The sequence below is a fragment of the Janthinobacterium foliorum genome (genome assembly GCF_978021625.1).
In genome coordinates, this window is sequence record NZ_CDXDQE010000006.1 from 202,346 (window position 1) to 216,733 (window position 14,388).

Below are 14,388 nucleotides of genomic sequence, written 5' to 3' on the forward strand. Positions count from 1 at the left end.
ATCATCATCAGAAGGCGTTGGCTTTCAGGCTCACTTTCAATGTGCGGCCGTATTGTTCGTTCTGCACGTTGTATTGCTTCGTGCCTTGGTAAACATAGTATTTTTCGTTGTTCAGGTTAGCCGCCTCGAACGTCACCTGGAACTGCTTGCTGATCTGGTAGGACAGCGAGAAATCGAGCTGCTTCTGGCTGTCGACGATATGGTCCTGGCCAGCGTCGAGGATGTCGCCGCCCATTTCCAGCAGGTACGGCGACTTGTAGTTGAGGGCCAGGCGGGCGCTGACGGGCCCCGTTTCATAGCCCAGCATCAAGTTCATCACCTGGTTCGACTGGCCCGGCAGGCGGATATCGCGGCTGACCTGCCTGTTTGCCGCCTTGTCGAAGCGGCCGATCTGCGCGCTCGAGGTGCTCAGGGTGCCGTTCACGCCGACGAGGAACTTGTTGAATGGCGCCGGCAGCATGCGCAGCGGCTGCATGTAGGCCAGCTCGATGCCTTTCACTTTCGCCGTGTCGCCATTCGCATACGATGTCGCCGTCGTGTAGCCCGTCCACTGGCCCGTGCCCGCCAGGTTGGTGGTATAGGTGAAATTCTTGATGTCCTTGTAGAAGCCATACGCCGACATCACGCCGTCGTTGCCCAGCACTCTTTCGATGCCCAGGTCCAGGTTGTTCGCCTTCAGCGGCTTCAAATCCGGGTTGCCGATCACGGCTTCCGTGTTGCTGGCCAGGCTGATGCCGGGCGCCAGCTGGCTGAAGTTGGCGCGCACCACGGCTTGCGTCCAGGCCGCCCGCACGCTGGTCTTGTGGTCGAGGTCGTAGCGCGTCTGCAGGTTGGGCAGCCACTTGGTGTACGCGCGTTCGCGCGTCAGTGGCGTGGCCACGCCGGCGCTGTCCACTTGCGAACCGGCCGCTTCAAAGCTGGTGCGCTCGGCGCGCACGCCGCCCAGGATGTGCCAGGCGTCGAAGTCATAGCTGTTCTGCACATACATGGCGTTGATGTCTTCATGCATGCGGTAGTCGTTGATGACGGATTCCGTGGCCAGGCGCGCCTTGGCGCGGTCGAGTCCCGCCACGCGGGCGCGGATGAGGGCCGGGTCCAGCGCCACGCCGATGTTGCCCAGGTCGTAGTCGAGGTTGTGGCCCTGTACGAAGGCGCTCATCGAGGTGGAACCGGCACCCCAGTAATTGCCGCTCGTGGCCTTGCTGCTGTTGTAGGCCCATTGCTCCGTGTCATTGCTCTTTTCGCGGCGGCTGACCTTGGCGCCGAATTTCAGGGTGGCGATGTCGAACTTGCGCGCCAGGTCGATGCGCGCGTGGTGCTCGTTGTCCTTCGAGTAGCGCTGTTGCAGGGTGATGGCGTTCAGGGCGTAGCTGGCAGGATCGTACAGCGCGGCCGGGCCGCTCAATTTCGGCTCCTGCGTATCCGTGAAGCTGATGCCCGTAAAGTTGCTGATGCCGCGGAAACGGCCGTCGTTCAGGGATTCCGGGGTGTCTTCCGTGGCGCGGCTCATGCCGCCTTTCACGTCCAGCGTCCAGTCGCCCGATTTCTGCTGCGTGCCCAGCACCAGCGAGCGCACCTGCTGCGTGTACTTGCGCTGGCGGATGCGGCGCTCGGCGCGCGCGCTGGCCGTTTCTCCTTCGGCCAGGCTGCCGCCGGCAATGTTGCTGATGGTCAGGCGGTCGCGCACTTCATTGTCGGAAAATTCGCTGAGGAAGGAGCGCAGGAACCAGCTGTTGCCCGCCTCCGGACGGTAATCGAGGTTGACGGCCAGGGCGCCGCGCTTGCGCACGGGCAGGTAGTCGCGCAATTCCAGGCTTGACAATTTGCCCTTGCTCCAGGAACCGCCCGTTTCCACGTCATCGGAGCCGAACGAGCGCTTCTCCGCGCTCAGGCCGGCCGCCACGCCCAGCTTGCCGTCAAGGAAGCGCTGGGCCCACAGGGCGCCGCCGCTGGGGCTGGTCTTGCCCGTCTTTTCATCATGGCTGGCGCCCACGTTGGCCGACAGCAGCGTGCCCGGCAAGTCGAAGGCGGACAGGGACTTGACTTCGACGGTGGCGCCCAGCGAGTTGGCGTCCATTTCCGGGAGCAAGGTTTTCGAGACTTCCAGGGTACGGATCAGGCCGGCAGGCAGGATGTCGAGGGCCACGGCGCGGCGGCCCGCTTCCGGCGACGGCACCAGCGCGCCATTGATGGTGACGGCGTTCAAGTCCGGGCCCAGGCCGCGCACGGTGATGTAGCGGCCTTCGCCCTGGTCGCGCTGCACGGACACGCCCGGCAAGCGGGCCAGCGCCTCGGCCGCATTTTTGTCGGGCAGGCCGCCGATATCGTCGCTGCTGATGACGCTGATGATGTTGTCGGCCTTTTCCTGTGCCGCGATGGCGTTGCGCAGGCTGGCGCGCTGGCCGCTGACGACCACGGTGGCGGCCTGGCCATCGTCCTGGGCCGGCGCCTGTGCCTGGGCCTGGCTGGCGCCGCCGAAGACGGCCATGATGCCGAGGGCCAGGGCCGTCAGGCGCAGCGGGGAGGGAGTCGAAGTGTGCATGGTTTTCATGAAGGGCTCGGTTAGGGGGAAGGAACCGGGCGGATTCTAGGCAGCAAATATGACGGTTGCGTGACAGGGGCGGGCTTGTCACCCTGAAAACAACGGCTGGCAAGCGCTTTCCAGGCGGAAATGAACCATGGTGAGCTGAAATGACCTGCCGCCGCAGGGCGCAGCGACAATGGCTTGCCGTATTTGCATCAGCGGCGCAGGCGTTGATGAGCCGTTTGCACCTGTCGCACGGCTGCGCGGCGTGTCATCGTGGCGTCATGGGCGGGCGCTATCGTGGCGGCAGCACCACTTTTAAAGGTTTCCCCACATGCTGCCATTGCACCGTAACAGCCTGATCGCCGCCGCGCTGGCCTTGCCCCTGTTCTTTGTCCTGTATGCCACCCTCGGACAGCCGAAACCGTTTGCCATCTGGAAGTGGATGGACATCGTCTGCGAAGGCGGCACGGCCATCATGGCTGGCGTGTGGTTCCTGTTTACCTTGAGCAGCCGGCCCCGCGGGCTGGTGACGAGCTTGATCGCCGGCGGCCTGTGCGCCATCATGCTGGGGTCCTGGGCTGATTGCCTGGACGAATTCTTTGCCATCGACAAGCGCGAAGTGTGGGACAACTGGCTCGAAGCGCTGATCCCCTTCGGCATGCTGGTGCTGACCATCGGCATGTACTATTGGCGCCAGGAACAATTCCGCCTGAACGAGCACCTGCAAAAGCGCGAGCGCCTGTTCCGCGACCACCGCGCGTTCGACCGCATCACGCAGCTGGCCGACGCCAGCTATCTGCGCACGCAGATGCGCCTGGAGCAGGAACGCCGCCCCGGCCTCGATTGCGCGCTGGTCTTGCTCGACATCGACAGCTTTCATTTGATCAACCGCGAGCACGGCCACCGCGAAGGCGACCGCGTGCTGCAGGCCGTGGGCCATATGCTGCTGCTGAACTTGCGCAATGACGACTTGCTGTGCCGCTATGCGGGCGACCGCTTTGCCGTGCTGATGCCGGGCGTGTCGCGCGAAGACGCGGCGGCGAATGCGCGCCACCTGTGCGCCATGGTGGGGCAGATGCGGCATCACACGAACGATAACCGCGCCATCCGCCTGAGCCTGCGCCATGCCTGTGCGCTGACCGATGGCGTGCCGGAAGTGGTGCTGGCCGAACTGAGCCGGGCGGTGGAAGCGCCCGGCCGCGGCGCCGGGCCGGCTCCCCGCGCCGCCGCGCCCGCCTGATGCAGCTGAACCAGCAAGGCGACCCCGGCATCGCGGCGCGGCACCAGCCGGCGCTGGTGCTCGACTATGCGCGCAGCCGCGAACTGGCGACGGCACCGCTGCTCAAGGGCACGGGTCTCGACGATGGCGCACTGCCGTCCGAGGAAAGCCAGGTCAGCGCCGCGCAATACCTGCAATTGCTGGCCAATGTGGCGCGCGGCCTGGACAGCGCCGACACCAGCTTCATGCTGGGCCAGCAAATGCTGCCCGGCCATTACGGCGCCGTCAGCCATGCCTTGCTGCAGGCGCAGAATTTGCGCCAGGCGCTGGCCATCCTGTGCGACTTCCATACCTTGCTGTGTCCGCTGCTGCAGCCCCGTTTGCGCGAGGCGGGCGACATGCACGTGCTGTACTGGGTCGATGCGTTCGGCGCGCCCAGCCAGTTGCCCTTCCTGGTCGAGATGCACATGACGGCGCTGGCTGCCATGTGCCGCTGGCTGGCCGGCGTCGCCTTGCCGTGGCGCTTCTGTTTCAACCGCGCGCGGCCCCGCCACGTGGAGCAGCATGAAGTCCACCTGGGCCACGCCTTGCGCTTCGACTGCCAGGTCGATGCCATGCTGATCGACTCCAGCTGGCTGGATAAACCCTGGCCACGCGGCAATGCCACGGCGGCCGCGCTGGCCCTGCGGGCGGCGGCAGCGGCGCCAGTGCCTGCCGCCAGCCTGCTTGGCGCGCTGTACGACTATCTGCTGGCCAACATCCGCTGCGCGCCCACCCTGGAGCGCACGGCGCAGGACTTCGGCGTCAGTCCCGCCACCCTGAAGCGCCACCTGGCGCGCCATGGCACGCATTTCCAGGCCGAGCTGGACCAGGTGCGCGCGCACAAGGCGATCTACCTGTTCCAGGCCCGCGGCTATGACAATGACGCGGTCGCCGCGTATCTCGGCTTTCATGATGCCACCAACTTTCGCCGCTCGTTCAAGCGCTGGACGGGGCAAACGCCGCAGTTGCTGCGCCATGCGCTGGCGCTGTTCGTGGCCGGCTGAAGGCATTTTCCTGCCAGCCGCCGGGCAGCGTTGCGCGCCAGCGCCACAGCAAGTCGTTCCAGAGGGAACAATTGCCCGTTCTGCTACATCCATAGTACACTCGATGAGAGAGCGAACAGACGCGCTTTGAGGCGGTCCGGCAAGCGTGGCGTCACACGACGCCGCAGCGCCCCATATCGATGGCGGGCCGGCGGCAAACGACCGGTTTGCCTTGCCTTAACCCAGTCTGGCGACTGGCGCCCCCAAGCAATTGGCGCGCCGGAAACCGGGCACTTGATAATGCTCAATCGTGTATTCACAATCGCAAATCGATCCAGTCGTCAGTTTCCGCAACACCCAGGGTGAGGCGGTGCGCGGCACGATTTTCAACTTGCAGCGTAATTCGCTGGTGATGGAAATCTACAATCCCTACTCGATTGTGCAGGTCAGCGAGGTGCTCAACGAGCTGACGGTGCGCATGGGGGCGAAAAACGCCTACGTCGGCAAGGCTGTCGTCATCAGCAGCGTCAACACGGGGCTGACGGCCATCGTTTCCGTCACCCTGATCGACGAGTGGCGCGAATTGAGCGACGTGGTGGTGGTCAAGGGCGCCGTGGCGAAAGAGTCCAGCGCCTTTGTGGCGGGCTGGGGCGAGCGCTTCCGCATCCGCCGCGACTACCAGATCGTCGTCAATGAAATGCGCGCCTTCCTGTCGGAAGTGGCGCGCTGGGTCGAGCAGGTCGACATGTCCGACTCGCTGCCGAAAGAAAACGGCCGCCTGCGCGCCGACATTTTCGATGAGCTGGCCTTGCCCCTGATGGAGCAAACCCAGCTGTACTTGCGCCAGCTGGAAGTGGAAGCCTCCCTCGTCGAGGAAGAGCGGGCGCCGGCCCACCGCGCGTTCGCGCAGGCGGCGCTGCACCCCCTGATCCTGCGCGCGCCCTTCGTCTTCCGCACATTTACCAAGCCGCTGGGCTATGCGGGCGACTACCAGATGGTCAACCAGCTGCTCGACGATCCGCGCCAGGGCCCCAGCACCTACTTTCAGATCGTCAATGCGGCGTTCCTGCAGGCGGCCGTCGCCACGGCGCACCGCAACCGCATCGATATCCTGACGGAATTTCTGGCGCAGAAGGCGGCCGCGGCGCGCGCGGCGGGGCGCGTGTACAAAGTGCTCAACGTGGGCTGCGGCCCGGCCATCGAAGTGCAGCGCTTCCTGGAAACCTGCGCGGACGCGCAGTGGCTGGCGTTCGAGCTGGTCGACTTCAGCAGCGAAACCCTGGACTGGACGCGCGCGCGCCTGACCACCATCATGCAGCGCACGGGGCGCGCCGTGGAGATCGATTATGTGCACGACTCCGTGCACAACCTGCTCAAGCGCCGGCATGGCTCGGGCGCGACGGGCTTGCCCGGCAGTTTTGACGCCGTGTATTGCGCCGGCCTGTTCGACTACCTGTCCGACAAGGTGTGCGCGCGCCTGCTGCTGCACTTCGCCTCGCGCGTGGGGCCGGGCGGGCGCCTGCTGGTGACGAATGTGCATGCCGACAATCCGGGCAAGTTCGGCATGGAGCATTTGCTGGAATGGCATTTGATCTATCGCAATGAAGCCACCTTGTCAGCCTTGCTGCCCGAGCATGCGACCGGACACCATATCTATGTCGACGCCACCGGCGTGAATGTATTTGCGGAAGTGAGCATCCCTTGATGGATAACCCGGGCCTGCAGGCCGGCTACTCGGCCGTTTTGCGTGATTTCCGCCTGGAATTCAGCCGCGGCGGAGCCTACACGGGCATCGTCCTGATCCTGCTGGGCATGGGCCTCGATTCGGCCCTGTACCCGGACATGCAGTCGGCGTTTACCAGCGCGCGCGTGCTGGTCTCCGTGCTGATCTTTATCGTCGTGCTGGCCATGCGCACGCGCTGGGCGCAGGACCGCATCCAGGGCCTGACCTTCGTCTGGCTGATCCTGCCGCAGATCATGATCGCCTGGATGATCGCCGTCACGGAAGGGGCCACCTCGATCTATTACGTGGGCATGACCCTGGCCATTTATTCCTCGGGCATCGTGCTGGCGTTCGGCCTGTGGCAAAACATGGTCTTCGGCGCCATTTCCTGCCTGCTGTATATCGGCGCCTGTGTCTGGCATGCGGGCGGCTTCGACTTGCCGGGCACGTTTGTCGTCAACTGCCTGTTCCTCATCATGTCGGCCAGCATCAGCGCCGTGTTTACCTATTTCAACGAGCGTGCCCGTTTCATGCTGTTCCAGCTGAAGGCGGAAGTGGCGCTGAAAAATACGCAGCTGGAAGAAACGAATAAAAGCCTGGCCGATATCAAGGGACAGATGCTGCAGCAGGAAAAGATGGCCGCGCTCGGCACCCTGGCGGCCGGCATGCTGCATGAAGTGAACAATCCCGTGAATTTCTGCATGATGGCCATCGAGGTGGCCATCGAAGACCCGGCCGCCAAGCAGAGTTCGCTGGTCAGCGAATGCCTGGCCGACGCCAAGCAGGGCATGCTGCGCGTGCAGCACATCGTCTCGGACCTGAAGACCTTTGCCTACCGCAAGAGCGGCAACCAGCTGGAAACGGGCCACTTCCAGTTCCGCAGCGCGCTCGACGCGGCCATCCGCCTGGTCGGGCATGAAACGAAGAATGTCAGCATCAGCCACGACTTGCCGATCGACACCCTGGTGCGCGGCGACGAGGCGGCCATCGTGGGCGTGCTGATCAATTTGCTGGGCAATGCCGTGCTGTCCATGCGCAAGGGCAATGCGCAACCGTTCGAGATCCGCATCACGGCCCACTGGGATGAGGACCGCCTGCGCATCAGCGTGCGCGACAACGGCCCCGGCATCGCGCCGGAAAACCTGGCGCGCGTCTTCGAACCGTTCTTCACCACGCGCGAGGTGGGGCAGGGCCTGGGCCTGGGCCTGAGCATCAGCTATGGCGTGATCGAGCGCCACGGCGGCACCCTCAGCGCCGAAAGCGTGCTGGGCGAGTGGGCCAGCATGAACTTCGACTTGCAGCGCTCCGACTGGGAGGGCCGCTAGCATGGAGAACGATAGCCGCGCCAGCGTGCTCTACGTGGACGACGAGGCGCTCGCCTGCAAGTATTTCGAGCGGGCCTACAGCACGCACTACCGCGTGCTGACGGCGCTGAGCGTCGATGCGGCGCTGGCCTTGCTGGACGAGGACGGCGCCCATATCGACGTGCTCGTCACCGATTACCGCATGCCGGACCGCCTGGGCAGCGAGCTGCTGCAGGAAGTGGCGCAGCGCTACCCGCACATCGTCTGCATGCTGGTCACCGCGTATGCGGACAAGGACGTGCTGCTCGAACTGATCAATGGCGGCACCCTGTTCCGCCTGCTGGAAAAGCCGCTCGACATGGCCGCCATGCAGACGGCGCTGCAGCTGGCCGTGCAGACGGGCCGCGAACGGGCCGCGCGGCGCCAGGGCCTGGTGGCGATGGAAGAGTCGCTGGCTTTCCTGGCGCATGAATTGAATACGCCGCTGGCGGCCATTGCCAACTTCGCGCGCGGCATCGAACGGCGCGCGCAGGCGGCGGGCACGCCGCAGGCCGAGATTGGCGAAGCGGCCGCCCTGATGCACGACAATGCCCGCTATTGCCTGTCCGTACTGGCCAGCTTCGTCGATACGGTGCGCCTGGCCAGTGCCGGGCCCGGCATGCAGGGCGGCCGCGGCGCCGGCTCCGCGCGCCAGCTGCTGGCCACCCTGCTCGACAGCTATCCCTTGAGCGCGGAGCAGCGCGCCGCCATCACGCTCGGCGATGGCGAGGATTTCGCCATCGCCGAGTCGCCCAATTGCGTGGCGCTGATCCTCTCGTCCGTGCTGAGCAATGCCTTGCGCTCGGTCGAAGGGCAGGCGCGGCCGGCGATCCGCATCCGCATCGGTGCCGGCCGCATCCAGGTGCGCGACAATGGCGCCGGCATCGCCCCCGAAATTGTCGAGCAGCTGTTGATCGACCCCGTCAGTGCCGGCAGCGAGGAAGGCAAGGGCTGGGGCATGGTATTTTGCCACCGCATGATGCAATCGTTCGGCGGCAACCTCGACATCGCCACCGAATTTGGCAGTTCCACCACGGTAACCCTGAATTTTCCAGTACATATAAGGAACGAGCATGATTGACGCCAATCTGCGTTTACCGGCTCAGCGTGAGTCGGCGCAAGGCTTGCCGACGATACTCTATGTCGATGACGAGGCCAACGCCCTCAAATACTTCCAGCGCGCCATCGCGCCGCTGGCCGACGTGCTGACGGCCACCTCGGTCGAGGAGGGCAAGCGCATTCTCGACGAACACGCGGACCGCATCGCCGTGCTGGTGTCCGACCAGCGCATGCCTGGCGCGTATGGCAATGAATTGCTGTCGTACGCATGGGATCGCCATCCGCACATCGTGCGCATTCTGACCACAGCGTATTCCGAACTGGAGCACACGGTGGAAGCCGTCAACCAGGGACAGATTCACCGCTACATCCAGAAGCCATGGGATATCGCGGCCCTGCGCATGGAATTGAAACAGGCGCTGGAACTGGCGCGGCTGCGCAATGAGCATGCGCAATTGCTGCGCGAAAAGCTGATGGTGCGCCAGCGGCAAGCCATCGCCAACCGCATCGGCGCCCTGTACGCCCTGTGCGCCAGCCTGGCGGGGCCGGAACAGCAATTGCCCGTGGAAGCGTACCTGTCGGCGGCGCTGACGGCCGGCGTCACGCCGCCCGAACCGGACTGGCTGCTGATGGATTATGCCGACCTGGTCAGCTCGGAAGCGTTCCGCAGCACGGCCTTTGGCGCCGCCGTGCGCCTGCAGCTCGAGACGCTGGAACGCGAGCATCCGGGGCGCGGCGTGGAGCAGGCGGTCGACATGCTGCTGCCCGCGTTTGGCGCGGCGCTGCAAAACCAGGGCGGCACGGCGCTGTTCCTCGACGGACGCCTGCTGACGGAATTTTTGGAAACGCCGACCACGACGCCCGTTTCGTCCATCCACGCGTTCTGGCTGGCCAGCTTGCTGTGGCTGGCGCGGCGCGGCTGGTCCCTGCAGCTGAGCAAGGGCGAGCAGGGCTTGCAGGGCAAGCTGGCGCAGGCCGAACCGGCCCTCACGCCCGACCACCTGGCGGCCTGGATCGAGCAGTTCTGACGCTGGCGGCCCGGGCGGACGGCGCAATGCAAAACAGGGCCGCGCGGGCCCTGTTGCCGTGACGGTGGCGCCAGTCTAGCGCTCGGCCGCCGCTTTCAGGCTGTTCAAGCCCTTTTCGAAGTCCTTGCCGATCATCCGGTCCATGCTGACGAAGACGGTCATGACCTTGCTGACATAAGGGCTGGGGCCCGTCATGGTCCAGTTGACCTTGGTGCCGGCGCCTTCGGGCGCCATGGTAAAGGTGGTGGTGTTGTGGCTCTCGAACGGTTTCAGGAAATCGAGCTTGATGACGGTGCGTTCGGGCTGGGCAGCCTCGGTGATTTCCATGCTGCCGGCGCCGACCTTGTCGTTGCCCTGCCACGCATATTGCGCGCCCACGCCGCTGGTGGGGCCGGTAAACGTGCGGCGCATGGCGGGATCGAGTTTTTCCCACGGCGACCAGGCGGCCCAATAGTGGAAGTCCGTGATCAGGTGGGCGATTTTCTCGGGCGGCGCGTTGATGGTGATTTCGCGCTGGACACTGAACGTGTCGGGCTTGGTGGTGGCATAGCCGAGGATGGCGGCGACGACGACAACGATCAGCAGCAGGGTTTTTTTGATCATATGCTCTCCAAATCTTGAATGGTCGATGCGAACGAATCAAGGCAATCTTAGCAGATATGAATGGCTGTGCGCGAGCCCCTGGCCTTTATTTGCGCCGGCGCGTTGCCGGGCCGCTTGCAGCCTGGCGCACCGGCGCACGGCAGGTTTGTCGCGGGGCAGCTTCCTCCGCTAGAATGCTGGCCTGCAAAGATTTCAATTAGGGAAATATGATTCAACGATCGATCGCCAGGCTGACCCTGGCGTGCGGCGTGCTGGCCACCGCCTTTGCCGCGAACCTGGCGCATGCCGATGCCTGTCCTTCCCATTATGTCGATGGCCGCAAGCCGGAAATCACCAATCCCAAGCTGGACGTGGCGACCAGGGAACTGTGCTACAACGTGTTCGGCGTGATGCACTCGGGGATCACCCGCACGCCGCTGTGGTCGGCAGAGCATTTAAAGGCGAGCAACCTGGAAGCGGCGCAGGACCTGTCGCGCGAAAACTCCTTCCATGCCGAACGCAAGCTGCCCGCCGCCCAGCGGGCGGAACTGGCCGACTATGCGCGCAGCGGCTTCGACCGTGGCCACATGGCGCCGAACGGCGACATGCCGGACCGCCAGAGCCAGCGCGACAGCTTTACCCTGGCCAACATGGTGCCGCAAGATGCGCGCAACAACCGCTATGTGTGGGCCGGCATCGAAGGCGCCGTGCGCAAGATGGCCAAAAAGGAAGGCGACCTGTACGTGATCACGGGGCCGGCCTTCATCGGCGGCAACCTGCGCAAGGTGGGACGGGTCATCGTGCCCAGCCATTTGTACAAGGCCGTGTACAGCCCGCGCCAGCGCGCCGGCGCCGCCTATTTCATCGAGAACACCGATACCAAGGCGTACGAGGTGCTGAGCATTGCGCAACTGGAAGACAGGATAGGCATCGATCTGTTACCGTCGCTGACGCGGCAGCAGAAGCTGCGCATGCTGAGTTTGCCGAAGGTAAATAGCAAGTCCAAAAAATAATCCGTCTGAAGAGGAAGCCTTATGTGCGCAAAGAAATTCGTTCCCTACGCCAATGAAAGCGATGTGCTGGAAATTGGCAATCTGAGCATTGAAAACCGCATCGACCGCGTCAGTCTCAGCGGCGACATCGACCTGACTCTCGATAAGCCGGGCCTGGCGCTGGCAAAGCAGCTGCACACGCTGCTCGCCGACGTGGTGGCGCAGCTGGAAAAACAGGCGTTGCCGGACCAGCTGCCGCCGCCCGAGGTGACGTCGGTGGCCAATCCCTTCGAGTAAGCCCCCCCTGTCGACGCCTGCGGCGCGCCGGCAAGCGCGGCCTGCGATGCGCGCGGTGCCTGCGTACAGCGGCGCCGCGCAGGCACAGTATCGTTGCGCCAGCCAGGGGCTTGTCAGGCGCCGCGAGGCCGCCGCCCGCTGCTATGGCGCCGCCTTGGCGGGGCGGTAGTAGCCATTGCGGCTGATCGCTTCCGGCGCATTTGCCACCTCATACGCGGTCAGGGCGATGGCGATGGCCGAAAACTGCTGCGCCGTGCGGAACGGCAGCACGCTGTCATAGGTGTCGAGCACGGTGTGGTGCACGCGCGCATAGTCGAAATCGCCCAGCATGGTGAAGCGCGGCGCGGGCACGCCGTTCACCGCAAACACGGCGTCATCGCTGCCGGTGCCTGCGCGCATCGCCTTGCCCGCATCGCGTGGCGCATCGTCGAGCGTCGCGGCGTAGCCGAACACGGGATGGATGCCGTCCAGGTCTAGCTCCACGCGCTGGAAAATGCTCTTCCAGGCCGAGGGAACCGTGATGCCGCTGATGGCACCGGGCCGGCCATCGCGGTTGAGCATCATGACGATGTTCTGCAACTCGCCCGCATGCCGTTCGGCAAAGGCGAACGCTCCCTTCCTGCCCAGTTCCTCCGCGCCGAAGGCCACCATCATGATGGTGCGGCGAGGCCGCGCGCCGGACCTGGCCAGCAGGCGCATCGCTTCCATCATGCTGGCCACGCCGGCGCCATTGTCGGCGGCGCCCGTGCCGCCATCGTAGCTGTCCAGGTGAGCGCCGATCAGCACGATTTCCTCCGGCTTGTCCGTGCCGGGAATTCGTGCCACGACGTTGTGGTACGTCACGGGGCCGGGATAAAACCAGTTGCGGATGTCAAACTCGAGGGTGACGGCTTCGCCACGGACGAGGCGCTGGCGGATATCGGCATACTGGGGCGCGGCCAGCTTGATGTCCGGCAGGGCCGGCAGGGTTTCCCAGGTGGTGGGCGCGGCGGAAGCGCAGTACAGGGGCTCTTCGCCGGATTGCACGGTGCCCAGGGCGCCTGCCGCCAGCAGCAGCCGGGTGATGGCCTTCGGTTGGTGTAGGAATTCTCCGTCGCGGCCGGTGCCGCCGCTGTCGCCGCCGATCAATACCCATTTATCCTTGAACTGCCCGGCGCGCGCCTGCGCCTCTTCCAGGGTGGCCGGTCCCACCATGGCCAGGCCCTGCTGCACGCCGCGGGTGCCTGCCGTGTAGGCCGGCGTCGCCATGCGCAAGGGCTGCGCGACGGGCGTGAGCATGCGCGCCGCCCAGGGGCCGCGATTGAAGCCCAGCGGCATCTGGCCCGCTTCTTCCAGTTCGGCCTGCACGCCCCATTGCCGCAGTTGCATGTGCGCCCACTGCGAGGCATGCGTGTAGGCGTCGCTGCCGGCCATGCGGCCGCCGAAGCGGTTGCTCAGGATATCGAGCCAGTCCATGACGCGCGGCTCGCCGGTTCCCAGCGCCACGATACGCCGTGCCGTGGCGTCGGGCGACGGCGACGGCGTGCCGGCCAGCGAGACATCCCTGCCGGACAGGGCGGACAGGAAGGCGGGCAGGCGTCCTTGCTGGCGTGCCGCCAGTGCCAGGTCCAGCTTGGCGGAGCGGTAGCGCGCATCCTGGCGCACCAGCGTCTCGTAGGCGCGCAGCACGCCTTCCATCCCCGCCAAGTCGCTGGCCGGCCGGTCGCTGGCCAGGTGCGGCTGCCGGATCTGCAAGGCCATCACGCTGGCCAGGTACTGGAAGCCGGCCGCCTCGCGCATCGCGGCGGCGGGCGCGAGATCGAGCCAGCTTTCCAGCGGACTGGCCGCCAGCGTGAGGTCGGGAACGGCCGCTATCCATGCCGCGAGCCAGGCGCCGTCGCGCCGCGACACGCCCAACGGGTCCTGCTGCGCATCCAGCGCCATCTGCACGACGCGGGCGCGCTCGGCCGGCGTGGAAGGGCCGCGCGCGGCCTCGCTGTGCGCTGCGGCGGGCGACAGCGCAGGCGGCATATACGGCGCCTGGAGGCGCGTGCCGGTGACCGGCTTGGGTTCGTTCTCGTCCGTCTCGACCAGGCGCGTGCCGCTCAGCGCGTCGCCGTGCGCCTGCAGGGTCCAGCGTATCGTCACGTCGGTGCTGGTCTCCTTGCCGTTGCGGCCCGTGCTGACGCGCTGGCCGGCGTGGCGGAACACGGCGCCGCCAGGGACTGGCGTGCCCTGCACCTGGCGCGGCGACGTGAGCTGGCCTTGCTCGTCGAGCCAGGCGATGCTTGCCGTCAGGCGGCCGCCGTCCGCGCGGATGTCGAGCATGCCCGTGTCGATCAGGTCGGCCGTTACGCCGTTATTCGTCGTGCTGCCGGTCGCCGTCTGGAAACGCCAGTGGCCGGCAAGCGCGTGCGCCTGGGCATACAGGGTGCCGGGCAGCGCGGCGGCGAGCAGGCAGCTGGCGTAAATGAGGGGGGGAAGCGAGAGGGGGCGCAACGGCTGCATGGTTGTCCTTGTCGTGTTTTTCTCCCGGCTGGAGTGAAAAACAGTATGCGGATAACCAGCTTGTCATGATGCTATTTTCCGACCAAGGCCGGGATTTGCGGCCTGA

Annotated in this window: 11 protein-coding genes; 8 read left to right on the forward strand and 3 right to left on the reverse strand. The window is 65.5% G+C overall.

Annotated features, from left to right (window positions below):
• Positions 1–7 precede the first annotated feature (7 nt).
• On the reverse strand, positions 8–2,542 hold the full coding sequence (locus ACZ92H_RS14950) for a TonB-dependent receptor (RefSeq protein ID WP_465049969.1): 2,535 nt from the start codon (positions 2,540–2,542) through the stop codon (positions 8–10).
• Positions 2,543–2,858: 316 nt separating this feature from the next.
• On the opposite strand from ACZ92H_RS14950, the gene ACZ92H_RS14955 reads away from it, so the two are divergent.
• The 6 genes from ACZ92H_RS14955 to ACZ92H_RS14980 all read left to right on the forward strand — a co-directional run bounded on the left by ACZ92H_RS14955 (position 2,859) and on the right by ACZ92H_RS14980 (position 9,924).
• Positions 2,859–3,767 carry a GGDEF domain-containing protein gene (locus tag ACZ92H_RS14955; RefSeq protein WP_465049970.1) on the forward strand — a complete coding sequence of 303 codons (909 nt, stop codon included), beginning with the start codon at positions 2,859–2,861 and terminating at the stop codon, positions 3,765–3,767.
• A complete protein-coding gene (locus tag ACZ92H_RS14960) occupies positions 3,767–4,792 on the forward strand; it encodes an AraC family transcriptional regulator (protein WP_131369029.1) in 1,026 nt (341 codons plus the stop codon). Before ACZ92H_RS14955 ends, ACZ92H_RS14960 begins: the two co-directional genes overlap by 1 nt.
• Before the next feature lie 289 nt (positions 4,793–5,081).
• Positions 5,082–6,476, forward strand: a complete 1,395-nt coding sequence (locus ACZ92H_RS14965; protein ID WP_465049971.1) for a class I SAM-dependent methyltransferase — start codon at positions 5,082–5,084, stop codon at positions 6,474–6,476.
• The gene (locus tag ACZ92H_RS14970; protein WP_131369031.1) at positions 6,476–7,819 is read left to right on the forward strand and encodes a sensor histidine kinase; all 1,344 of its coding nucleotides are present in this window, start codon (positions 6,476–6,478) and stop codon (positions 7,817–7,819) included. Before ACZ92H_RS14965 ends, ACZ92H_RS14970 begins: the two co-directional genes overlap by 1 nt.
• A gap of 1 nt (position 7,820) precedes the next feature.
• Positions 7,821–8,918, forward strand: coding sequence for a hybrid sensor histidine kinase/response regulator (locus tag ACZ92H_RS14975; protein ID WP_131369032.1), 1,098 nt, complete (start codon positions 7,821–7,823; stop codon positions 8,916–8,918).
• The gene (locus ACZ92H_RS14980) at positions 8,911–9,924 is read left to right on the forward strand and encodes a response regulator (RefSeq protein WP_131369033.1); all 1,014 of its coding nucleotides are present in this window, start codon (positions 8,911–8,913) and stop codon (positions 9,922–9,924) included. The genes ACZ92H_RS14975 and ACZ92H_RS14980 overlap by 8 nt, the downstream gene beginning before the upstream one ends.
• Positions 9,925–9,999: 75 nt before the next feature.
• Here ACZ92H_RS14980 and ACZ92H_RS14985 read toward each other — a convergent pair whose 3' ends face one another.
• On the reverse strand, positions 10,000–10,527 hold the full coding sequence (locus tag ACZ92H_RS14985) for an SRPBCC family protein (protein ID WP_465049972.1): 528 nt from the start codon (positions 10,525–10,527) through the stop codon (positions 10,000–10,002).
• A 206-nt stretch (positions 10,528–10,733) separates the two neighbouring features.
• On the opposite strand from ACZ92H_RS14985, the gene ACZ92H_RS14990 reads away from it, so the two are divergent.
• Both ACZ92H_RS14990 and ACZ92H_RS14995 read left to right on the forward strand, forming a co-directional pair.
• Entirely contained in the window at positions 10,734–11,519 is a 786-nt protein-coding gene (locus ACZ92H_RS14990; RefSeq protein ID WP_131369036.1) for a DNA/RNA non-specific endonuclease, read from the forward strand.
• 21 nt (positions 11,520–11,540) lie between these two features.
• A complete protein-coding gene (locus ACZ92H_RS14995) occupies positions 11,541–11,795 on the forward strand; it encodes a hypothetical protein (protein WP_465049973.1) in 255 nt (84 codons plus the stop codon).
• A 141-nt stretch (positions 11,796–11,936) separates the two neighbouring features.
• On the opposite strand, the gene ACZ92H_RS15000 is transcribed toward ACZ92H_RS14995, so the two are convergent.
• Positions 11,937–14,282 carry a M28 family metallopeptidase gene (locus ACZ92H_RS15000; protein WP_465049974.1) on the reverse strand — a complete coding sequence of 782 codons (2,346 nt, stop codon included), beginning with the start codon at positions 14,280–14,282 and terminating at the stop codon, positions 11,937–11,939.
• Between the last annotated feature and the right edge of the window lie 106 nt (positions 14,283–14,388).